At 43.2% G+C, this 21,197-nt stretch carries 23 protein-coding genes and 1 pseudogene; 8 read left to right on the top strand and 16 right to left on the bottom strand.

The window, feature by feature from the left end; genetic code table 11:
- Positions 1–13: 13 nt before the first annotated feature.
- Genes NAQ_RS01470 through ilvB form a run of 3 tightly spaced genes read right to left on the bottom strand, consistent with a single transcriptional unit; the run spans position 14 to position 3,717 of the window.
- Positions 14–1,534: a 2-isopropylmalate synthase gene (locus NAQ_RS01470; protein WP_100181913.1), complete on the bottom strand. Its 1,521-nt coding sequence runs from the start codon at positions 1,532–1,534 to the stop codon at positions 14–16.
- Positions 1,534–2,016, bottom strand: coding sequence for an acetolactate synthase small subunit (gene ilvN, locus NAQ_RS01465; RefSeq protein WP_100183385.1), 483 nt, complete (start codon positions 2,014–2,016; stop codon positions 1,534–1,536). Before ilvN ends, NAQ_RS01470 begins: the two co-directional genes overlap by 1 nt.
- A gap of 12 nt (positions 2,017–2,028) precedes the next feature.
- Positions 2,029–3,717: a biosynthetic-type acetolactate synthase large subunit gene (ilvB, locus tag NAQ_RS01460; protein WP_100181912.1), complete on the bottom strand. Its 1,689-nt coding sequence runs from the start codon at positions 3,715–3,717 to the stop codon at positions 2,029–2,031.
- A 192-nt stretch (positions 3,718–3,909) separates the two neighbouring features.
- Between ilvB and NAQ_RS01455 the strand changes: the two genes are divergently transcribed.
- Positions 3,910–4,308, top strand: a complete 399-nt coding sequence (locus NAQ_RS01455; protein ID WP_100181911.1) for a nuclear transport factor 2 family protein — start codon at positions 3,910–3,912, stop codon at positions 4,306–4,308.
- Between the two features lie 194 nt (positions 4,309–4,502).
- On the opposite strand, the gene NAQ_RS01450 is transcribed toward NAQ_RS01455, so the two are convergent.
- From NAQ_RS01450 to NAQ_RS01435, 4 genes are all read right to left on the bottom strand, one after another.
- Positions 4,503–5,516, bottom strand: a complete 1,014-nt coding sequence (locus NAQ_RS01450) for a sensor histidine kinase (protein WP_162858562.1) — start codon at positions 5,514–5,516, stop codon at positions 4,503–4,505.
- Between the two features lie 176 nt (positions 5,517–5,692).
- Positions 5,693–6,898 (bottom strand): 3-hydroxy-5-phosphonooxypentane-2,4-dione thiolase, encoded by a 1,206-nt coding sequence (gene lsrF / locus NAQ_RS01445; protein ID WP_100181909.1) that lies wholly within the window; start codon positions 6,896–6,898, stop codon positions 5,693–5,695.
- A 43-nt stretch (positions 6,899–6,941) separates the two neighbouring features.
- Positions 6,942–7,967 (bottom strand): zinc-dependent dehydrogenase, encoded by a 1,026-nt coding sequence (locus tag NAQ_RS01440; RefSeq protein ID WP_100181908.1) that lies wholly within the window; start codon positions 7,965–7,967, stop codon positions 6,942–6,944.
- A gap of 44 nt (positions 7,968–8,011) precedes the next feature.
- A complete protein-coding gene (locus NAQ_RS01435; RefSeq protein ID WP_100181907.1) occupies positions 8,012–8,341 on the bottom strand; it encodes a pyrimidine dimer DNA glycosylase/endonuclease V in 330 nt (109 codons plus the stop codon).
- A 112-nt stretch (positions 8,342–8,453) separates the two neighbouring features.
- Here NAQ_RS01435 and NAQ_RS01430 point away from each other — a divergent pair, with 112 nt between their 5' ends.
- Positions 8,454–8,930: a hypothetical protein gene (locus NAQ_RS01430; RefSeq protein ID WP_100181906.1), complete on the top strand. Its 477-nt coding sequence runs from the start codon at positions 8,454–8,456 to the stop codon at positions 8,928–8,930.
- Positions 8,931–9,045: 115 nt separating this feature from the next.
- Positions 9,046–9,747 carry a hypothetical protein gene (locus NAQ_RS01425; protein WP_100181905.1) on the top strand — a complete coding sequence of 234 codons (702 nt, stop codon included), beginning with the start codon at positions 9,046–9,048 and terminating at the stop codon, positions 9,745–9,747.
- On the opposite strand, the gene NAQ_RS01420 is transcribed toward NAQ_RS01425, so the two are convergent.
- A complete protein-coding gene (locus NAQ_RS01420; protein WP_100181904.1) occupies positions 9,744–10,040 on the bottom strand; it encodes a V-type ATP synthase subunit F in 297 nt (98 codons plus the stop codon). The two genes, NAQ_RS01425 and NAQ_RS01420, sit on opposite strands and share 4 nt — an antisense overlap.
- 81 nt (positions 10,041–10,121) lie before the next feature.
- Between NAQ_RS01420 and NAQ_RS01415 the strand changes: the two genes are divergently transcribed.
- On the top strand, positions 10,122–10,415 hold the full coding sequence (locus NAQ_RS01415) for a hypothetical protein (RefSeq protein ID WP_100181903.1): 294 nt from the start codon (positions 10,122–10,124) through the stop codon (positions 10,413–10,415).
- A gap of 68 nt (positions 10,416–10,483) precedes the next feature.
- Positions 10,484–10,678 (top strand): DUF1059 domain-containing protein, encoded by a 195-nt coding sequence (locus NAQ_RS01410; RefSeq protein WP_100181902.1) that lies wholly within the window; start codon positions 10,484–10,486, stop codon positions 10,676–10,678.
- Here NAQ_RS01410 and NAQ_RS01405 read toward each other — a convergent pair whose 3' ends face one another.
- Positions 10,679–10,975 (bottom strand): hypothetical protein, encoded by a 297-nt coding sequence (locus tag NAQ_RS01405; RefSeq protein WP_245871650.1) that lies wholly within the window; start codon positions 10,973–10,975, stop codon positions 10,679–10,681.
- Between the two features lie 33 nt (positions 10,976–11,008).
- On the opposite strand from NAQ_RS01405, the gene NAQ_RS01400 reads away from it, so the two are divergent.
- Together NAQ_RS01400 and NAQ_RS01395 are read left to right on the top strand one after the other, a co-directional pair.
- Complete coding sequence (locus NAQ_RS01400; RefSeq protein WP_100181900.1) at positions 11,009–11,758, top strand: metallophosphoesterase; 750 nt, start codon at positions 11,009–11,011, stop codon at positions 11,756–11,758.
- Between the two features lie 47 nt (positions 11,759–11,805).
- On the top strand, positions 11,806–11,955 hold the full coding sequence (locus NAQ_RS01395; RefSeq protein ID WP_100181899.1) for a CxxC-x17-CxxC domain-containing protein: 150 nt from the start codon (positions 11,806–11,808) through the stop codon (positions 11,953–11,955).
- Between the two features lie 23 nt (positions 11,956–11,978).
- Here NAQ_RS01395 and NAQ_RS01390 read toward each other — a convergent pair whose 3' ends face one another.
- The 4 genes and pseudogenes from NAQ_RS01390 to carA form a co-directional block, all read right to left on the bottom strand.
- Complete coding sequence (locus NAQ_RS01390) at positions 11,979–12,425, bottom strand: hypothetical protein (protein ID WP_162858561.1); 447 nt, start codon at positions 12,423–12,425, stop codon at positions 11,979–11,981.
- A 21-nt stretch (positions 12,426–12,446) separates the two neighbouring features.
- A complete protein-coding gene (locus NAQ_RS01385) occupies positions 12,447–14,015 on the bottom strand; it encodes a sensor histidine kinase (protein WP_100181897.1) in 1,569 nt (522 codons plus the stop codon).
- A 2-nt stretch (positions 14,016–14,017) separates the two neighbouring features.
- Positions 14,018–17,278 (bottom strand): annotated as a pseudogene (carB, locus tag NAQ_RS01380) (carbamoyl-phosphate synthase (glutamine-hydrolyzing) large subunit).
- Positions 17,268–18,383 carry a glutamine-hydrolyzing carbamoyl-phosphate synthase small subunit gene (carA, locus tag NAQ_RS01375; protein ID WP_420887502.1) on the bottom strand — a complete coding sequence of 372 codons (1,116 nt, stop codon included), beginning with the start codon at positions 18,381–18,383 and terminating at the stop codon, positions 17,268–17,270. The pseudogene carB and the gene carA overlap by 11 nt, the downstream one beginning before the upstream one ends.
- Before the next feature lie 152 nt (positions 18,384–18,535).
- Between carA and NAQ_RS09970 the strand changes: the two genes are divergently transcribed.
- Entirely contained in the window at positions 18,536–18,697 is a 162-nt protein-coding gene (locus NAQ_RS09970; protein WP_162858560.1) for a hypothetical protein, read from the top strand.
- 164 nt (positions 18,698–18,861) lie between these two features.
- On the opposite strand, the gene NAQ_RS01370 is transcribed toward NAQ_RS09970, so the two are convergent.
- The 3 genes from NAQ_RS01370 to NAQ_RS01360 are packed head-to-tail and all read right to left on the bottom strand — an operon-like array spanning position 18,862 to position 21,079.
- A complete protein-coding gene (locus NAQ_RS01370) occupies positions 18,862–20,061 on the bottom strand; it encodes an AAA family ATPase (RefSeq protein ID WP_100181895.1) in 1,200 nt (399 codons plus the stop codon).
- 2 nt (positions 20,062–20,063) lie between these two features.
- Complete coding sequence (locus NAQ_RS01365) at positions 20,064–20,528, bottom strand: hypothetical protein (protein ID WP_100181894.1); 465 nt, start codon at positions 20,526–20,528, stop codon at positions 20,064–20,066.
- Positions 20,529–20,539: 11 nt separating this feature from the next.
- Complete coding sequence (locus NAQ_RS01360) at positions 20,540–21,079, bottom strand: hypothetical protein (RefSeq protein WP_100181893.1); 540 nt, start codon at positions 21,077–21,079, stop codon at positions 20,540–20,542.
- Between the last annotated feature and the right edge of the window lie 118 nt (positions 21,080–21,197).

Below are 21,197 nucleotides of genomic sequence, written 5' to 3'. Positions count from 1 at the left end.
GGATTCAGCTCCTCTAGCTGCCGAATTTTTTCTGCTTTAGCGTGTTTTTGAACATTATTCTGTTAATGCCTTCTATTACTGCCTGGACGCTTGTTGTGACAATGTCTTCACCAATTGACTTGGCAGATGCGACATTTCCGTATGCGTCCTCGACTTTTATGGTAACCTCACAGAGTGCGTCTGCTCCTCCAGAAATAGAGTCTAGTTTGTACTCTTTTACTCGCACCTTTGCAATCTCTCCGGTGGTTTTCTGAATGGCATTGATTGCTGCATCTACTGGGCCTACTCCAAAGTCGGTTCCGCTATAGTCAGAACCATCAATGTTTAGCTTGACAAATGCATACGGCATTGTGCCTATACCTGTAGATACTGAAAATCCTGCTAGCTGAACGATTCTTTTGATTGGGTGTTCTGATAGTATTTCATTTGCAATTGATACTAGCTCCACCTCTGTTACCTGCTTTCCTTGGTCTCCAATTGCCTTTACCTTATCCAGAATTTGCTTTAGCTGGTCCTCGTTTGGTTTGACTCCATATTCTTCTAGCATTGCAGAGACTCCGTGGATTCCAGCATGCTTTCCTACCTGTAGCCAACGTGTTCTTCCAACTAGTTCTGGGCTGATTGGCTCATATGTCAAAGGATTGTTTAGTATACCGTGTGTGTGGATTCCAGACTCGTGGCCAAATGCGTTCTCGCCCACTATTGCCTTGTTTGGCTGGACCTTGATTCCAACTAGGTTTGATACGAATTTTGAAGTCTCGTATAGTAACTTGGTGTTGATTCCGGTTTCCCATTTTTGATCACCGAACTGTAGACATTGCAATGCCATTACAAATTCCTCTAGTGATGCGTTTCCTGCCCGTTCTCCAATTCCGTTTATTGTAACGTGTGCGCATGATGCGCCTGCCTGAACGCCAGAGATTGCGTTTGCAACGGCTAGGCCAAAGTCATTGTGGCAGTGAACTGAAATCGGAAGGTGTGTTGCATCGATTGCATCGCGTGTGATTTCTGCAATGTATTGCGGTGTGGAATAACCCACGGTATCTGGAATGTCTATTCTGTCTGCTCCCGCTTTAGCTACTTCGCCAAAGACATGCTTTAGAAACGCACGATCTGTCCTTGTAGCATCTTCTGCAGAAAACTCTACTTGTAGTCCATGGGATTTTCCATATTCTACTGCCTCAATTGCCTTGGCTAGCGCCTGCTCTCGAGTCATTTTTAGCTTGTACTGCAAGTGAATGTCAGATGTTGCGATAAATGTGTGAATGTACTTTAATCCGCAGTCAATTGCGGCGTCAATGTCTTTTTTGTTGGTCCTAGCTAGGCCGCAGATTTCTGCTTTGAGTCCAGCCTTTGTAATCATCTTAATTCCTTGTTGCTCGCCTTCCGATATCACTGGAAAGCCTGCCTCTATTGCATCGACGCCTAGCTGGTCTAGTTTTTGGGCTATGGAGAGCTTTTTTTCTGGGGATAGTGCAACACCAGGGGTTTGCTCGCCGTCCCGTAATGTGGTATCAAATATTCTAACTCGCATCAGTCCCCGCCCCTTTGTAGTGCAGCAACGCCAGTCCTTGCAATGTCTAGTATTTCATAGGGTGCTAGTAGCTCTTGAAGATTGTTGATCTGCTCAGGCGTGGCAGTGAGTTCCACCATGATAGAGTCGCGTCTTGCGTCATGAACCTTGGCGCCAAACGAGTTTGCTATGTTGTTGATTTCCATGGAATCCGACGGCTTTGACACTTTGACTCTAAACAACGACAACTCCCGAAATACTGTTTTTTTGTCGTCTAGTCTCTTTACCTCTATGGTATCAATCATTTTGTCTAGTTGCTTTACGATTTGCTCTATTTGTTTTTCATCGCCTATTGTGGTAATTGTCATCTTGGAGAATTCCGGGTTCTGAGTCACGCCAACAGAGATTGAATCAATGTTAAAGTTTCTGGAGCGAAACAAGTGAGTCACCTTGAATAGTATTCCAGGCTTGTTTTCTACTAGAATTGATAAGATTGCCCACACCATTGTACACACCTAGGATGGTAGGATCATGTCCTTAAGTGATGTTCCAGGCGCCACAAACGGCAACACGTCTTCTTCTGGGTCGATTGGAATGTCAATTACCGTTGCAACGTCGGATTTTAGTCCTGCCTTGATTGCTTGGCCTAGCTCGTTTAGGTCGCCCACTCTGATTCCCTGCGCGCCGTATGATTCTGCTAGCTTGCAATAGTCAGGGCATTGTTTTTGGTCAACGCCAATCATTCTTCTGTCATAGAATGTTCTCTGCCACTGGGCAACCATTCCAAGGGTGTAGTTGTTTACTAAAAATACGATTACCGGCAAATTGTCTAGGACCGACGTAGCTAGCGAGTTTTCCGTCATGTTAAAGCTGCCATCGCCTGCAATGTCCACTACTGGCAAGTCTGGCCTAGCTGCCTTTGCACCAATTGCTGCCGGGAACCCCCAGCCCATGGTACCAAGACCAGTTGAGCTAAAGAAAGTGCCAGGAGATATTACATCATAGAATAATGATGCCCACATTTGGTGCTGGCCTACCTCGGTTGTAACTATAGATTGTGCCGGCATTACCTCGCGTAGTTTGCGCAAGATTTTTGCTGCAGTCAATTCTCCCGGATGTAATTTTAGATTGTCTCGCCAGTATTGCTTTACTTCGGTTACGTGTTTGAGCCATTCGTTTTCTTCTGTCTTTTTAAATGCCTTTTGCATCAATAATTTGACAAATATTCTCAATGACGCCTTGACATCACCCACTATTGCAACACTGGTTGTCTGGTTTTTGCCAATTTCTGCAGGGTCGACATCTAGGTGTATGATTTTGAGGTTTTTCTCAAATTCGTCAAATCTTCCTACTGATCTGTCAGAGAATCTAGTTCCTATTGCTAACACACAGTCGGCTTCAGACATTATCTTGTTTGCTTCTGCGTGTCCATGCATACCTATTGGGCCTAGTGATAGTGCGTGGTTTTCTGGAAATGCTCCCTTGCCCTTGAATGTTGACACCACCGGAATCATTAGCATTTCAGCTAGTGATTGCAATTCCGCAAACGCTGATGATATTATGACACCGCCACCAGCTAGAATTACTGGCTTTGTAGATGACAATAACAACTTGATTGCTTTTTCTATTGCGACAATGTCTGGATCAGTCCATGGATGGTAACCACGGATTTTGACTTCTTCAGGGAATGGAATCTCTGCTTCGTTTGTCTGAACATCTTTAGGTATATCGATCAGTACTGCGCCCGGTCTTCCTGTCTCTGCAATGTAGAATCCCTTTTTGACCACCTCTGGAATGTCGGTTGCCTTGGTTGGCTGGAATGAATATTTTACAACTGGGTTTGCTATTCCAATAATGTCGCTTTCCTGGAAAGCGTCGCGTCCTATCATGGCAGTTGGCACCTGTCCTGTTATTGCCACCATTGGCGCCGAGTCTGCGTTTGCAGTTGCAAGGCCTGTCACGATATTTGTAGCGCCAGGGCCGGATGTTGCAAAGCACACACCTGCACGCCTTGAAACTCTGCCAAATCCGTCTGCCATGTGTGCAGCTGATTGCTCGTGTCGAACTAGAATATGTCGAATGTTGCTCTTGTAGAGCTCATCATACATTGGAAGGTTTGCACCTCCCGGTAGCCCGAAGATTTCTTTTACTCCTTGTTTTTCTAATGCTTTGATTAACGATCTTGCGCCTGAAATTTTTTCCATGATTTATTCACCACAAAAGCGCGCTGTAGTATAAATTTACAGCACCAGCTCGACTAGCAGTCCTACAAATGGTGCTGTCAAGCTATATGACATATTCAAGATTAGAGAGCGAAATTATTCTTATAAAGATTGCTTGATACTTTGAAGCCAGACCCCAAGGCTTAAACTCTGACTCAGGCTCAAAAAAATCACTTGTCAGACAGAGAAGACATTATCAAAACAATAGAGACATTCTTTGAGGCAGGCAAGACCAAGGACCTCACACCGTTGCGGGAAATACAGCTAAATGATCCTGCGTTTTCATCATTTTCGGACTTGCCGCCATATGACCTCAAAGACTACAAGACATCAGTAGAGCTGGAAGAGCTTCGATTCGTCTCAATATCAGACTATGATTATTCCATTAGAAACCCAAAGATAAGCATCTTTGGTGATGTTGCAGTGGTGGCATTTGAGCTAACACAGAAGGGAATGCTAGTTGACACCAAGGCATACACCGGCGAATTCATGGAGATACAGGGACGAGCCACCTTTGTTCTAGTCAAAAAAGAGAGCTGGAAAATAGCCCATATTCACCTATCAAAGATCTAAGACATGATTACAATAATCATAGTGAAAAAATGCTAGTGCCAACGCGCAAATCTATCCATTCTTGTTTATAAGAAAAACAAGACAAAATACCACATGAAACAAATGTGTAAAGAATGCGGCACTGAATTCGAAAACAGGGCAAGCTCGTATTGCTCATCCAAGTGTTTTGCAAAATCACTAGAATTACAGTCTGCCTAATTCTTTCTTGATTGTTTAGGAATTTTTATTGTAAATGTGGTAGGGTTGTTGTGTAAGGAGATACTTCCGTGGTGTGCTTCTACGATTTGTTTGCAAATTACCAGCCCCAATCCCGTGCCATATTTTTTGGTGGTAAATAGCGGCTGGAAGATCTTGTCCAGTTTGTCTTCTGCAATGCCAGGACCAGAGTCTTGAACCTTAATTGTGACATCTTCTTTGTTTTCGGATATTTCAACAGATATTTCGCCACCGTTTTCCATAGCATGAATTGAATTCTGGATCAGATTTGCAAAAACGCGCTGGAGCTTGCTCTTGTCACACAAAAGGGCAATGTCGTTTGATGGCCATCTCAGATTGATGTTAGATGGTATTTTTATTCCAAATAACGCATCACGTATTATTTGTCTGACGTCACATTCTTCAAAATCATATTGAGGTTCTTCCCGCAGAAAATGAAGCATGTCATCAAATTGAGTCATTATTATTGAGATTGCCTTGTCCATTCGATTCAATGAGCCAAGCATTATGGAATTTTCGTTTTTTGAGAATTGTAATTTTAAAAGCTCAATCTGGGACTTCAATACCGTGATTGGGTTTTTTATGTCGTGAGCCATCTTAACAGACAGATCACCTATCAGGGAGAGTTTCTCATTTGTAGAGAATTTGCTTGCCTTTTTTGAGAGCTCCAGTTGCAATAATAGCTGTTTGTCAGTCAGCATTTTTCGTGAATTTTGGATGCTTTGTGTTTGTTTTTCGACTAGGCGCATCATGGTGTCCAATTCCTTTTTTTCACGGTCTATGACTGATCGTAGTAAGCGCATTCGATCATCTTCTGTCATATCAAGCACATCAACTTCTAGCGAATCATCAGAGTTGTCAAGGTCCACAAAATTTTCTGCAAATTCTATTTGTTCAAAATCGCTTGGATTCTTGGTGTCTGTGTTTTCTTTGTTTTTAGTAAAGTAGATTTTCCTTTCCACATTTGTTGAATCGTTAGTCTTTTTATTCATGAATTTAGTCATTGTCTCTCAGTTCCGTTCTAATGAAACTCTGGCTTCCAATATTGTGAATTGGAAAGCGGTGCCCTATTCATAAAAATGATTTATTTGAATCACATTAAACGTAGGAATGTGTTCAAAATGAACACACTGAATTCATAGTATATCTCTGTAAATAATGCGTAGTTTTATTGCGGTTTTGGAGCTGCTGGTGCAGGAGTTACCGGTTGTGCAGCTGGCTTTGGTTGTTGTGTTGGTTTTGGTTGGTTTGGTTTTTGTTGTGGCTTGTTTTGTTGCTTGTTTTGGTTTTGTGGTTTTCCTTGGTTTGGTTTGTTTGGTGGTTTTTGTCCTTGTTTTTGTTGAGGTTTGTTCTGTGGTTTGTTTTGGTTCTGAGGTTTTCCGTGGTTTGGTTTTTGGTTTGGTTTAGGTTGATTTGGTTGTCCTGGCTTTTGGTTTTGGTTGTTTGGTCTGTTTTGTTGTGGGCGTCTTTGTTGGTTTTTTTGGTTTTGCCTATTTCCTTGTGGATTTGGCCTGTTTCCTTGTGGTCGGTTTTGGTTTCTGTTTTGGTTTGGATTAAAGTTGCCCCTGTTGTTTTGTTGTACTGGTTGTCCTTTTGCCAGTTGTTGGAACAGCTTGTATGCTTGGTCCAAGTTGTAATTAGAGTGAACGATAGCTCGTACTGCCCTAATCATTGCCACGGGGTATTGTGATTGCCAGATGTTTCGTCCCATGTCTACGCCTGCAGCACCTGCCTTGATGGAGTTGTATGTCAGGGCTAGTGCGTCGCGCTCTGGGATTTTTGGTCCGCCAGCCACTATGATTGGCACTGGGCAAGAGTTGACTACCTTTTGAAAGTCATCGCAATAATAGGTCTTTACCATGTGTGCGCCAAATTCAGCTGCAATTCTGCATGACAATGACAGGTATCTTGCGTCTCGCTTTGCCAGCTCTTTTCCTACTGCGGTAACAGCCAGTACCGGCAAGCCATATTCTTCTGCCTCATTTACTAGGTGTCCTAAGCCGACTAGAGACTTGTGCTCATATTTTGCGCCTACAAAAATAGACATTGTTACTGCCGTTGCGTTAATTCTGATTGCGTCTTTGATGCTGGTTGTAATTTCCTCGTTTGAGAGGTCTTCGCCAATGATGCTTGCGCCGCCTGAGACTCGAAGCACTATTGGCACTGGGAAATTTGGATCAACTGAGCTTCTAACTACACCTCTTGTTACCATCAAAGAGTCACAGTATCTCACAATTGGAGAAATTGTTCTTTTTGGTACTTCGAGTTTTTCTGTTGGTCCAAGAAAATAGCCGTGATCTACTGCAAGCATTACTCCTCTGCCGTTGTTTGGCTTCAGAATGCTCGCCATTCTGCTTTTTAATCCGTAATCCATATCTGTAAAAACCGACCTATCCAGACCCTTCTTAATCTTTTCCTCAGCCGTTTATTACTATCTTCATGGCATTGTGGCCTGTATGTGCATGCTCAAATGCTTTTTGCGATTCTGCCAATGAGTATCGATGTGTGATTAGCTTTTTTGCAGGAACTTTGCCTGTTGATACTAGATCGAGTGCCTGCTTTGTGTCCCGGTCTGATGCTGCATAGCTTGTAACCAGTGTTAGCTCCTTAGAGTAAACAACGCTCATGTCCACACTTAGCGTGGCGCCCTTTGATGGGACACCAAACATGACTATTGTGCCGCCCTTTCTTGTGAGCGCTATGGCATCAGTTACCGCAGACAGTGCGCCCGTTGCCACAATAGATACATCGACACCTTGGTTTGCTGTTTCCTCTAGGATTTTTTGAATCGATTGGGGCGTGCCGGACTTTAGAGGAATTGCTCCAATTGATTTTGCATAATCCAGCCTAAAGTCATTAAGATCCAGTGCAAATATTTTGGAGAATTCTTGCGACTGTGCAAGCATTACATGCATCATGCCGGTTGGGCCTGCTCCAAAGATTGCCGCAGTGTCGCCTTTTTGAGATTTGAACTTGTTCCAGGACCTAATACAGCACGCCAGGGGCTCTATCAATGCAGCCTCATCAAACGACATTGAATCCGGTATTTTCAGCACCCCGCCATGGGACACATTCCATTCCGGCACGACATATTCCTCTGATAATCCGCATGGGGACAGATTAGTCTCATAATACTTTGGGCACATGGTCTCATTTCCATGATTGCACAAATGGCATGAATAACACGGTACGTGGTGATGGGTAAAGACTCGGTCTCCTTTTTTGAAATCCCTGACATTTGCGCCGACTTCGACTATTATTCCTGCTGGCTCGTGTCCAAGTCTCATTGATGGCTGGCCATATTTTCCAAATACCTTTTCCACATCAGAGCCACAAATTCCGCAGGACTGCATTTTTACTAAAATGTCGCCAGGACCCACAGTCGGCTTTGTTGTTTCTGTGACATCAACAAGAGACGGTCCTTTGACTGATGCAGTCTTCATTTGATGAAGCTATTCGTTTAGGGTATATGTAGTCTTTTAGAGGATCAGACCTCGCATGCGCAATTTTTCTGTCTTAGAATTTTGATTTGGTCCTGATAGGAATCAACAAAATCATTTTGTGTTCTAGTGCCACTTGCCAGTCTTTTATCCAGGTTGCTGTTGTGGTTGTATCCCCGCCTGATCATCTCGCTAACTAGCAAATCATGTCTGTGATATAGCGCATGTAATTTTCCCCGCCAGCGCAATGTCTCAGGATGATGTGAATATCCAGTCTTGCCTTGCGTCAGAATTGTCCAAATCGCATGTAGTTCTCTGTGTTCACCAAGCAAATGTTCCCGGCACAGTTTTTTTGGTTGGATATCCCAGACACGCATTCTGAATTTCTTGCCAAAAAATCAGCTTTTAAAAAATTCACCGCCAATCAAAAAGTTAGCACTAGTGCCAGCCATTTGCCTTGCTTAATAATTTACAAACACAGATCAGTAATTGAAGCAGATTTTCATGAATAACCCCAACATTGATGTGTTCTTTCTTTCATTGTTGGCAGGCCTTGTCGCCACGCTAGTCATGACAATAATAGAGATTCCTGCTTGGAAGAGGTTTGGGTTACGCGGAGTCTTGGAATGGCATGAAAATCAGGTCTTATCTACCAAGTTTTTCAGACTGGCAGAGTCTGATCTTCACATAAAGGGCATATTCTTGTTGCATTTTGTAAATGGCGGCCTCGGCGGGATGGGTTTTGCCTTGGTGTTGATCATATTTCCATTTGCAACATCAAGTGTCATTCTGGCAGGCGTTGCCTATGGAGTCTTTTTGTGGGTCGCCACATTAATCCCAATACACAAACCAATCACAGGAATAATACCGTGGAGGCATCCTGACGGAAATCTACCCATGATCACAAGCCTGATTGGTCATCTAGCATACGGAGCTATAGTTGGATCGCTGTTCACCATGATATGATGAGCAATTTCCACAATTTGCTTCATGGTTTTGAAAAAATTGTTACAATTTTTCAAACAATCCGTTCGATTCGAACATGATATCAGATATTATAAAATTCAAATGATACCATACAATGTCAAGATGGGACAATCCAGTAGATGACTTTTTTTCAGAGGAAGAAGAGTCCAGATTACTAAAGAAATTCTACGATTATGCAGAAATAGAGAAAAAAGAGTCAGAGCGCAAGCGGTTCTTGGAGGTATCGGATAAGAAAAAACCCAGCCCATGGGGCAACAGGTTCGTCCTGTCTGCAATAATCCAAGGCGCAGTCATAACAGGCCTGACAGTATCGTTGATCCTAATGCAGGCAATATTTTCTGAGGTATCATTAATTGAGTTTCTCTCCTTGTCGCTGGATGGTCCGGCAAAGTGGTTCTTTTTTGGATATTTCATGCATATCACACTTGTAGTGGCAATAGCAATCACTGCGATTTTTTACAATCACCTAGAGTCAAACCTAGGCAAATCAGTACGCGGCTCAAAAAACAAGCTAGTTTGGATTCAGCTAGTCGGAATGAATGTGGGCGGAGCGGCAACTACAATACTTCTTATCGTGGCAGGATTCGTAGGAACCGGTTTTGTGAGCTTTGCAGAAGGCGAGCAAAACCAAGCGCAATATCTGACAGACATTGTCAAGATTCCGGTGGCGGTGTTTGCACTGGTTTTTGCCACAGGTATCATATCAGGCGGAATTGCGTATATCACCACATATCTTGGCGGGCCAAAAATATCCAAACTAAAGCAGGAAAATCAGGCAAAATACGACAGATTCTAGACGCCCAAGATTGTCTTGAGCATTTTTCTATAGTCGACTTCCTTTTTCTCAGAGCCGGACGCCGGAAGTGCAAATATGAGGGGTTTTGATTTTGTTGCGCGAAGCTTGGTCAGCTCTGTGCTAATTGGAGTCGACATGTCTTCTGATATCAAGACTAGACCAACATCAGGATCGTCTGCTAGTTTTTTTACCTCGGAAAACGCATTTTGTGGAGTATCAACTACTACACCCTGTACTCCTGCAAGCTGAAAGCTTGTAACAAAGATTCTGCTGCCTATAGTTACAATCTTCACGATTTTGCGCCCACACGTGCCAATTTAACCGTTTTTCAGTCAGCCCAAACGTTGATTTAGCAACCACGCAAAGCCAGTACAATGTCGCTAGACAACACACAGACAGTCTATCTTTTTGTTCATGGAAGAATGGATCTGATGCAAAAATCAGTCGACGCCCTGGTATCAAAAGGATTCTCCAAGGACAAGATAACTCCGGCAGTTCCAACAAAGGTAGGCCAAGTTGGCGAATACATGGCAATGCTTTGGATGCCTCCAAATCCAGACCACATCAAGATTCAGAAAATCACCAAAGTCGAGCCAGTAGAACCGCAGGGAATGATCGGGTTATGGAAGGGAGTCTCTAAAGAAGACATTACCACAATTCCACTATAATTTTTCTAGTGTTTGATCGTCAGTACGGGAATAAAAGTTATAAACGAACAATGAAAGGCAAAGCTTGTATGACATTCAAGCTTACATGCTCTGATTACGGATTTGAGTGCGGGTTTACCATATCAGGTGAAAAAAGCCTCAGCATGATCAAAAAGCTTCGAGACCATTTTGAAAACGAGCACGGAATAGACTATTCGGTAGATGCAGTAATTCAGATGTTAGTAAACAAAGGCCACACACGAGATTCAATTAGAAACAACTAGCTATAATTCCGAAATCAATCCCTTGAGAAAATCAGCAAATTCATCATCGGAAAATTCTACGTATTCTATTTCATGCTGTTTTTGCGCCAATTTCAGAGAATCCAGATGATAACAGGATTTTTTGCCCTTTAGCTTGCCAAAGTAAAACCCTTCGCAAGAGCAATAATCGTGCTCTGGTGCAAGCCAGTGCTCCTTTCCCATGCCAACCACCGTCCAGATCTGGCGCTTGCTTGGCTCAAAGATATGGCACTTTACTCGCCTCTCCGATACAATGACTGAAGTTTTTTCTTGCGCCAACAAGAATTAATTCAAAACACATTGTATTATTTTTTGATGAAAACAAAGCCAATACCAGGCGAAGCTGCACTAGTCCTAGAAGGAGACAAAAAACACCTAGTCCTAACTGACCTGCATGTCGGCTTTGAAGATAGTCTTGCGCAAAACAAGATCTTTGTTGGAAAAAACACCACACTAAACGAATCCATCCAAAAGATAACATCTTTAATCGACTCTGTAAAGCCAGACTCACTCATCTTGCTAGGTGATGTAAAATCAGGAATTTCCAGAATCTCAAAGTCAGAATGGGATGAGGTGCCAAAGTTGTTATCGGCACTGGCAGAAAAAACCGAGACAATACTCATACCGGGAAACCACGACGCAAACATTTCCCATCTTACGCCATCAAGCATAACTTTGATCAGCTCCCTTGGGATGATCCTAGAAGACACACTGCTCACACATGGCCATACAATGCCTACTGAGAATTTTTCGCACGTGTCAAAAATCGTGATGGGTCATGTCCACCCAGTTTTCTTTGATGAGAATTCGATTCTGAACGGCCAGCGCGTCTGGGTCTCAATTAGGACGCAAAAAGAAAACATCTTCCCATCAGAGTCTGGAGAACTGGAAATAATCATCGTGCCGTCGTTTAATCGGTATTTTTACGCAACCAAGAAAAAATCATACAAAAAATCAATCTCCCCAATCATAGAAAAGATCAAAGGGGATCTGTCTGCAAAAATAGTAACCCTGGATGGCACAATAATCGGCGACGAATCATCACTGTCTCAAGTAATCTAGAAGAGATCAAACTATTCATTCTTATTTGGATTGGTAAAAGCCAAGGCATGTCATATGACAAAAAAATGTACCCATGTACATGCTCAGACTGCGGCAAGGCATCAGAGGTACCTTTTGAACCAAAACCAGACAGACCAGTTTATTGCAAAGAATGTCTACCAAAACACCAAAAACCAAGATTTCAAAAAAGATACTAAAGCTTAGTTGAATCTTTTTTTTATTATTTCTGATTCATTTTTGCCAGCGCATCCGCAAAGATCTTGCCGTAATAGTCTAGTGCCTGGTGAAGATATTGATCACACAGGTGCATCATTTTTTCTTGCACATCAGCGCTGGATTTTTGTGTGCCAGTGACCACTTCGATTTGCGAGCAGTACAAGTCAGTTACGACATTCCAGTAGTTGTCTATTGCCTCGAGCATGTTTTTGTCAAAGCCTAGCTTGTCAAAATACTGCTTTTGCCACAGATAACAGGTGCCAAAGTAATCATCCAGCAGATGCAAATATTGCATGTATAGGTTAGAGCTTGTCTGAATGTTTGGCGGAATTTGGGATTCTAGTTTTTTGATTACCTTGGTAGTATTGTTTTTGAGAATATCACATAAAGATATGCAATTGCCTTTGCTTTCCAATACGCCATACAATACGTTGCTATTCCTAGTAAACATTACCGTTCTTGACACATTATGTTAAGCCTTTTCCGGCTGTCTCAGTGGAATCTCCATGTGGAACTTGGTTCCTTTTCCTTCGCCGTCAGACTCTGCCCAGATTTTGCCCCCGTGACTTTCCATTATTCCCTTACATACAGCAAGCCCAAGCCCTGTTCCACCATACTTGCGCTGCTGATTTGGATTTATCTGGTAAAATTTGACAAAGAGATTTCCAATCTTGTCCTTTGCAATGCCGATTCCGTTATCTTGAATTGTTATTTTTGCAGTTTTTTGATCAGAGTCAAGACTGATAACAATTTTGCCGGAATTTTCATCCACAAAGTCAATAGAGTTTATCAGAATATTGTTCAGAACCTGGCCTATTCTTGAGCCGTCGCATTGACAAGAGACAGGTTTTGGCTTAAATGACACTGCAATTCCCTTTTTCTGAAACTCCGAATCGAGGTGATGTATCTGGTCTTGTATGATTTGAGCCAAATCATTATCTTGTAAATTGAGTTTAAGCATGCCCAGCTCCAGTTTGTTTGCGTCCAAAAGATCCTGAATCAGCTTTTGCAGCGATGATGCACTGTTTTTGATTGACTGTAGCCGCTGGATTTGCTTTTCGTTTAGGCTCCCAAGGGTCTGCTCAAGAAGCATGTCCGTGTACGCATGTATTGGTACGAGTGGGTTTTTTAGGTCGTGTACAATCATTGTAACAAATTCATCCTTTGACTTTTCAACTTGAATCAGCTCTTCGTTGAGGGATTCAAGTTTTGTAGACTTTTCCTGCAGTTGGATCTTTAGCAGGTTTGATCTAATCAGCAAGATTGGGATCAAAATTGACAGTGCCATTCCCATTCCCGAAATTATGATTTGGTTGGTCAGGTCGTCATTAAAAGAAATGTCCCATATGAAATACTTTAGATCATAATTTTCCTGGATTTTGTGGCCAAACAGTGTTGTCTGATGTTCCACAGTCACAGAATTGCGCAATTCTTGCTCGGTAAACTCGACATTGTTGGATGTTATTCCTCCAGATTTTGCAAGTTTATACAATTCTACATTGTCATCTATTGGGCTCAGAAGGACAAGCTTGTATGAATCACTTGCGATCACTCCTTCTTGGACAAAATAGTCAAACGGCACTGCCAGAATTAATGTGATTTGGTCGTTGACTGGAAACTCGACAGTCATTGCCTTTTTTGCCGCAACTACAGTAGGATATGTAGGAAATGCCTCATCAAAATCCCTACCAACATATTCTTTGATTGGAAAGGACTGGGTAATTGTGTTATTAGATAATGTAAAGACATTTATGATTTCTTGGTTTTTCCCAAGAATCTCGCCGACGAACCTATCAAATTCTATTGGCTCTACTTTTTCAGAATTTGCGTAAAATGCAATTACGCTGGACGCAATTGTGTTTATCCTTCCCTCCCTGCGGGAAATAGTATTTTCAATAATGTTGGTGAATTTTTCCTTGTTTGATTTTTTGATTTCATTTTGGTATTGTGACAACTGATAAGACACAATCAAGCTTCCAAGAAGAATCAGTGCTCCAACCAGAATCGGGACTGCGTATGTGGAATAAGCTTTCTTAACCATCACTACATTGGATCGTACGGTTCTAGTGCTTTTTTAGTGGTTTCATTGTGCGTCATCCATTCTAGCGTCTTGACAAAGGATTCTGCCAGCTCCGTTGTCGTAAGAACAGGAATACCAAGCTCTATTGCCTTTCGTCTAATTTGGTATTCGTCATTTAGCATTCCCACGTATTTTTCCAGTGTTGAAGTAGACGGAATGTTGATGATAAAATTGATTTTTCTCTCATATAGCAAATCCGAGATGTTTGGCTTGCGCTCCGGCTCTGATATTTTGTGCACTATTTGCACATCGCCTATTTGCTTTTCCTCTAGGAATTCCGCAGTGTGCTCTGTTGCCAGCAACTTGAATCCAAGGTGCTTGAGTGTTGCCATTGTTTGGAGCAGTTTTTCCTTGTTTTCTGAGCCGCCTATTGTGATTAGCGCGGTTCCAGTCTTTGGCAGATTGTACCCAACTGAAATCAAGCCCTTTGATAGTGCGTCATAGAAGCTATCTCCAAAGCATGCTGCCTCGCCGGTGGATTGCATTTCAACACCAAGCACAATGTCTGCTCCATCCAGCTGCATAAACGAAAACTGGGGCATCTTGATTCCATGGATTGGTGTTTTCTTCCACTTGTCTGGCTGGATTTTTGGAAGCTCCTTTCCTAGGACTGCCTGTGCTGCCAAGCTGATAAGATTTGTCTTGATTAGTTTTGATACAAACGGCATGGAGCGAGACGCCCTGATGTTTAGCTCTATGACATAGACTTGGTCGTTGTTTATCAGAAACTGGAGGTTGAATGGCCCCCTAATGTTAAATGATTTTGCGATTCGTGTCGCATAGTCAGTTATGGTCTCGACTTGCTTGTTTGACAGTCTCCATGGAGGAATCACCATCATTGCGTCACCAGAGTGTACGCCAGCTGCGTCAATGTGTTCCACTAGTGCTCCGATGAAGACGTTCTTTCCATCAGAGACACCGTCAACGTCCACCTCAAGCGAGTTTAGCATGAATTTTGTTATTACAACCGGATGGTCTGGCGAAAGCGTTGTTGCCTCGCCGACATATCTTGATAGCTCTTCCTGTGACCAGACAACCTTCATTGCCGCGCCAGAAAGCACGTATGAAGGCCTAACCAAGACAGGATAGCCAACCTTTGTGGCAAAGGATTTTGCCTCTGAAAAGTTGGAAAACGCCTGCCACTGAGGCTGCTTTATGTGTAATTTATCCAGCACTGCGCTGAACTTGGAGCGGTCTTCGGCCCTGTCCACATCTTCGGCAGATGTGCCAAACAGCTTGATTCCTGCCTTGGCAAGTTTTGGAGTCAGGTTATTTGCGGTTTGTCCGCCCACGGATGTCACAACGCCTTTCGGATTTTCCATGTCCACAATATCCAAAATTCTCTCCAGCGTCAGCTCTTCAAAGTACAATCGAGAGCAAATGTCATAATCAGTAGATACTGTTTCAGGATTACAATTGACTACGACAACATTGGACTCGCCGTTTTGCTGCAAGCCCCACACCATGTTGACTGTTCCCCAGTCAAATTCCACTGATGAGCCGATTCGGTACGGTCCTGCACCAAGCACGATTATGCCTTTTTGATCAGGCGTTACTGTAATGTCGTTGTCGTATCCACCATATGTCATGTAAAGATAGTTAGTCTTGGCAGGCCACTCTGCGGCAAGCGTATCGATTTGCTTTACAACAGGCAACACACCCATGTCTTTGCGGATTTTTCGCACCTCCAAGTCGTCCTTGTTTACCGCCCGCGCAATCTGTCTATCAGAGAATCCCAGGTGTTTTGCTTTTCTCATCAGATTCATGTCCAGTGATTTTTTCTTGAGATCGGATTCCACATCGACGATGTTTTTGATTTTCTCAATAAACCACGGATCAATAAACGAGAGTTTGTGGATTTTCTCAACAGAGACACCTTTTCGCAGTGCAGCTGCCACATAATACAAAATGCGGTCGTCTGGGTTTAGTAGGTGATTTTCAATGTCTTCTATTTCCTTATCGTCTACATTGAGTCTGTTTAGAACCAGGCCGTCATTACCAATATCCAACATACGAATTGCCTTTTGGAGAGACTCTTCAAAGGTGCGCCCAACTGCCATTACTTCGCCTACCGACTTCATTGTGGGCCCCAGCTTGCGGTTTGCACGCTCAAATTTGGTAAAGTCCCACCTAGGATGCTTGATTACGGCATAATCCAAAGATGGCTCAAAGCAGGCAGTCGTGGTTTTTGTTATTCTGTTTACTAGCTCAGGCAATGTGTGACCGAGGCCGATTTTGGCAGACATGTACGCAAGTGGATATCCGGTTGCCTTGCTAGCCAATGCAGATGATCTAGAAAGTCTTGGGTTGATTTCAATTGCAACATATCGATCAGACTTCATATCGAGTGCGAACTGGATGTTACATTCACCAATAATACCAACATGTTTTGTCCCACGCAATGCCGCAGAGCGCAACATGTGGTATTCCCGATTATCTATTGTCTGAGATGGGGCAACTACGATGTTGTCGCCAGTGTGGACTCGCATTGATAGGACATTTTCCATGTTGCATACGATGACATTGTTTCCCTCATAGTCCTGCATTACCTCGTATTCGATTTGCTTCCAGTGGCCAATGTATTCCTCAATTAGTACTTGGTGGACAAGGCTTGCGTTGAGTCCCCGCTCTACGATTTCGTGCAGCTCGATTTCGTTATGAGCGACTCCCCCGCCACGGCCGCCCAAAGTATATGCAACTCGAATTATTACTGGGTATCCCAGTTCTTCTGCTGCCTTTTTTGCATCCTCAAACGTGTTGACTGTTTTTGATTTTAGTACAGGAACGCCGCACTCTGTCATTGAGTCCTTGAATAGTTGCCTGTCTTCGGTTTTTTGGATTCCAGGAATTTGCGTTCCCAGTACTTTGACATCATATTTTTGCAAAACGTCTGCTTCCGCTAGCTTTACGCCGCAGTTCAGGGCAGTCTGCCCTCCATATCCAAGCATGATTCCATCTGGTCGCTCTGATTCTATTATAGAGGAGACATACTCTGGCGTAACCGGAAGAAGGTACACCTTGTCTGCAAACCTAGTGTCGGTCTGAATCGTTGCGATGTTGGGATTGATCAGTACGGATTTCAGACCGTCTTCGTGTATGGCCTTGAGGCATTGGCTACCGGAGTAGTCGAATTAGCGGTCGTTTTAGCGACTTTCGCCTGCTTCTCCGATTTTGATTGCCCCACTGCCAAGAACTAGGATTTTTTTCAGTGACTCATTTTTGATTTTGCTTCCCTCCCTTTATCAAAGAATCAAGCTCTTCGAAAACAAATTTGCAGTCATATGGGCCAGGCGATGCCTCTGGATGAAATTGCACTGCAATTATTTTTTTGAGCTTGTGTCGAATGCCTTCGACTGTGTTATCGTCAGTGTTTGTAAACCACAGATCAAATTCCGTCTTTCCAAGCGAGTCGGGGTCTATGCAATATCCATGGTTTTGTGACGTTACATAGACCTGTTTATTTTGCAGATTAAGGCAGGACTTGTTTTGTCCTCGGTGTCCGTATTTTAGCTTGTATGTTGATGCGCCACCAGCAAGTCCTATAATTTGTGCACCAAGACAAATGCCAAGTGTCGGAATGTTATTTTGGATCAGGTTCTTGGCAGTCTCTATTGTTTCAGGACATGCCTCCGGGTCGCCAGGTCCGTTGCTGAGCACTACTCCCTTTGGAGAATATTTCATGATATCTGAATAGCTAGTATTCCATGGAACCTTGATTACCTTGTATCCCAGATCCCGGACATTTCGCAGTATAGCATTTTTGACACCGGTATCCACCACCACGACACAGTCAGATTCTTGTCCAAATGACTGGACTTGTTTTGTGGAAACTGCATCCATGAATTTTTCCTCAGAGTATGGCTTTGCAGATGCCAGCTCTCTTTTGATTTGCTCCACGTTGATTTCAGAATCAGACACCACCAGTGCAGCCATTGTGACTCCGCTGATTCGAAGTCTTTTTGTCAGCTCCCTAGTGTCAATATCGGAAATTCCCGGCACCCCCTCCTTGTGCATCCACTCATCTAGTGTCATGGAGAGATTCCAGTGGCTTGCAATCTCGGATAGTTCGTGTACAACCAAGCCTCGAGCCTGGATACGCCCAGATTCAAAGAATTTTGATATCCCAGACTCGTCGGCTTGTGACGGGTCCGGCACGCCATAATTGCCCACAAGTGGATAAGTCAGAGTCAGGATTTGCCCCGAATAAGACGGGTCAGTCAGTGTTTCGACGTATCCTACCATTCCGGTGTTGAATACTAGTTCGCCAAAAACGGTCTTTGATGCGCCAAAGCCCTTGCCAGAAAGAACGGTACCATCAGATAAGATCAGTTTTGCTTTTTTATTTGCAAACTGGGATTTTTTTATTGAAATTGTGACCCTCCGTGTTTGGATTTTAGAGATGATTTAAGTTTTATGAGTAAAATAGCGATCAGAAAAACCAGTCACAGTATTGTTATATCCACATGTTAAGCTAGACTTGTATGATCCATAAAATAAAATATTTTGAAGCTGACAAATTGGAGCCGGGTGTTTTCCTCCAGGATATAGTAAACGACTTTTTGGCAGAAAAAGGCGACAACATAGTAGCAGTGCATCCAGTAATGGAGCGCTCAGTTCTGGTCCACTATAAAGAAGATTTCTAGTCAGAATCAGGGCATAAGCCGTATCTTTCCATATTTTTCATTGAAATATAGTGCCGGATTTTATGAATCTGGCGCCAGATATCGTTTTTGAGGCAGGTTTGTCGCTTTGGTTTTGAAAATAGTTTTTTATCAAATCAAGCCAGGATTTGCAACAAGACCGTGGATCAGAGTGCTCTGAACTGCTCGCTCCACTTGTAGTAGGCGCGAATCATGTCCATTGATACGCTTGGCTTGCGTCTTGCCATGATTTCCTTGAAATCAGCCACTGTTAGATCTCGCGGCTGCGGTGGAGTCTCACCCTCTACTGGCTCATGATAGCCAGGCTGTGTGAATAACTCGTTTACTATTCTTAGCTGTGCGCTCTGGCAGACATCCTTGACATCGGATGCAGAGTAACCATCAAATAATTTTGCAAGCTCTATTGGCTTTACCTTGTCGTCTTTCTTTAGTTGTGCAGTGTATAGCTCAAAGAGTGCCTCTCTTGCCTCAAGTGTCGGCAATGGCACATAGACTCTTTTTTGGAATCTTCGCAGGAACGGCCAGTCCAGACTCCACGGCTTGTTTGTAGCGCCGATTACGTACATTTTGATGTCCTTGCCTTTTCCGTTGATTCCATCCATTTCTGTTAGGAATTGGTTCTTGGTTCTAACCTCGCCTCCGACTTCAGAGTTGCGGTTTCCAAGCAGTGAATCGATTTCGTCGATAAACAGTATGACTGGCTTGTTTTCCTTTTCCGCATATCCTCGTGCTAATTTGAATACCTTTGAGACGTTTTTCTCTGCTTCTCCTAGCCACTTTGACATCATCGATGCGGCATCAACTACAATGAAATAGCCGTCAATTTCGTTTGCGGTGGCAGCAGCTAGTACTGTCTTTCCACATCCTGGCGGACCATACAAAAGTATGCCTCTTGGCCATCCAAGTGGGAACAAATCTGCTCTTTGTGTAGGATAAACGATGGATTCACGCAATGCGTTTTTAGCATCGTCAAGACCGATTACCTCCTTCCAGGTAACATCTGGCTTTTCCTTCATTATTAGGTCATCAAATGTGTCTTCGTCCTTTTTCTTTTCCAGCTGTGCCTTTTGCTCAGCAGGGGTTGCGTTTGGGTCCACGGCGGGCTCTATATCGACGCCATGGCTCATCTGCAAAGCCTTGATTCTGTTTTCATATGCACGGCACCTCTCAGTGTAAACCTTGTTTAGCTTGTTGTCTGGATATAATTGGATTAATTTTACTAGCGAGTCGATTGCCTTTTGATAGTTGGCAATTGCCATTCCGCGGGCGCCCTGTGAGTCCAGCTTTATTGCATCGGATGCGTATTTTGATGCGTTGTTTTCTAGTTCTTGTGGTGCCAGACTCATTTCTATACTACCTGCTCGAATGTGACTTTAGATTTGCCTTGGTATTCTTGGGTGTGAACTCCGTTGACAAATTTTGTTAAATTTATTGTACCTTGATTTTGCCCATCAAAAGACAGGTTATTGGACACGTCGCTCTTTGCGCTCTCTATTTCAGACACGGATGATTTTGCCGATATTAGCAATTCCTGGATTTGGTCGTTTACCTCTTCAATAGAGACGGACCAGTTTTTCATCATGTCTACGAATTCGCGCAATAATGCATAGGCCTCCTTTTTGCCGTGGTGCTTGAGTATTATCTGCTCGGCTAGCGCCAGTATTGAATCCAGGTCCTCTAGCTCGTCCTTTGATAGCTTGTTTATTTTGGATTCATAGTTTGGGTTGGATTCTAGGATCTTTTTTCTGACTAGGCCTGAGAGCTGCTTTACCTTGCCCAAATCACGCTCAAAACTAGTACTCTCAAAGTTCATGGTGTGTATGATTAGGAATTAAGATTAGGATAGAACTTGCGGATTTTAGATTCGGCCATCAAATTAAGCTCAGCTAGGATTTGTTTGGATTCGAGGTTGGTCTGCTTAAAATCAAACCTAGATTCCAACAGACACCCCGAATCCATAACAATGCTGCCCAAAGAAGTCGAGAGCTCAACTAGATCATGGCGCGTGCCAGGAACTATTCCATAGATGTTAGAGTTTACCATTCGGATTAATGAAATTAGCGGACAGATTTGTACAATGCCGGAGATTTGCGATATTGAAATCAGTGTGGATTTGACTGACTTTATTGCGTCTATTGCAATCAAAACACTTGATTCCATTTCCAATTGCGTGTTTTCTAGCGAGTCATTTTGTGCGTAAAACTGCATGTTTTTGGCATGGATCTCAGAGTTTGCCTGCTCCAGCTTGTCCAGTATCATGCCAGATACATGAATGCAGTATTCCAGTCTTGGCTTTATCGTAATGGCATACGGGTTTGGCAAAACATGGACCATATCATTTACAAATACAGAGCTTGCGACCATACCTAGTTTCAGATCTGAGGTTTGCTTATGAGCGCGGTGTCCCGATTTTTGTCGTAACCGCGGTAACAAGTCCCGGGGGTTACAGTTTTTTTCTAATTGTTTACTGAAATTGACAAAC

Origin of the sequence: Candidatus Nitrosotenuis aquarius, assembly GCF_002787055.1 — an archaeon.
Classification (GTDB): Archaea; Thermoproteota; Nitrososphaeria; order Nitrososphaerales; family Nitrosopumilaceae; genus Nitrosotenuis; species Nitrosotenuis aquarius.
This window is presented reverse-complemented; position numbering and strand designations above follow the sequence as displayed.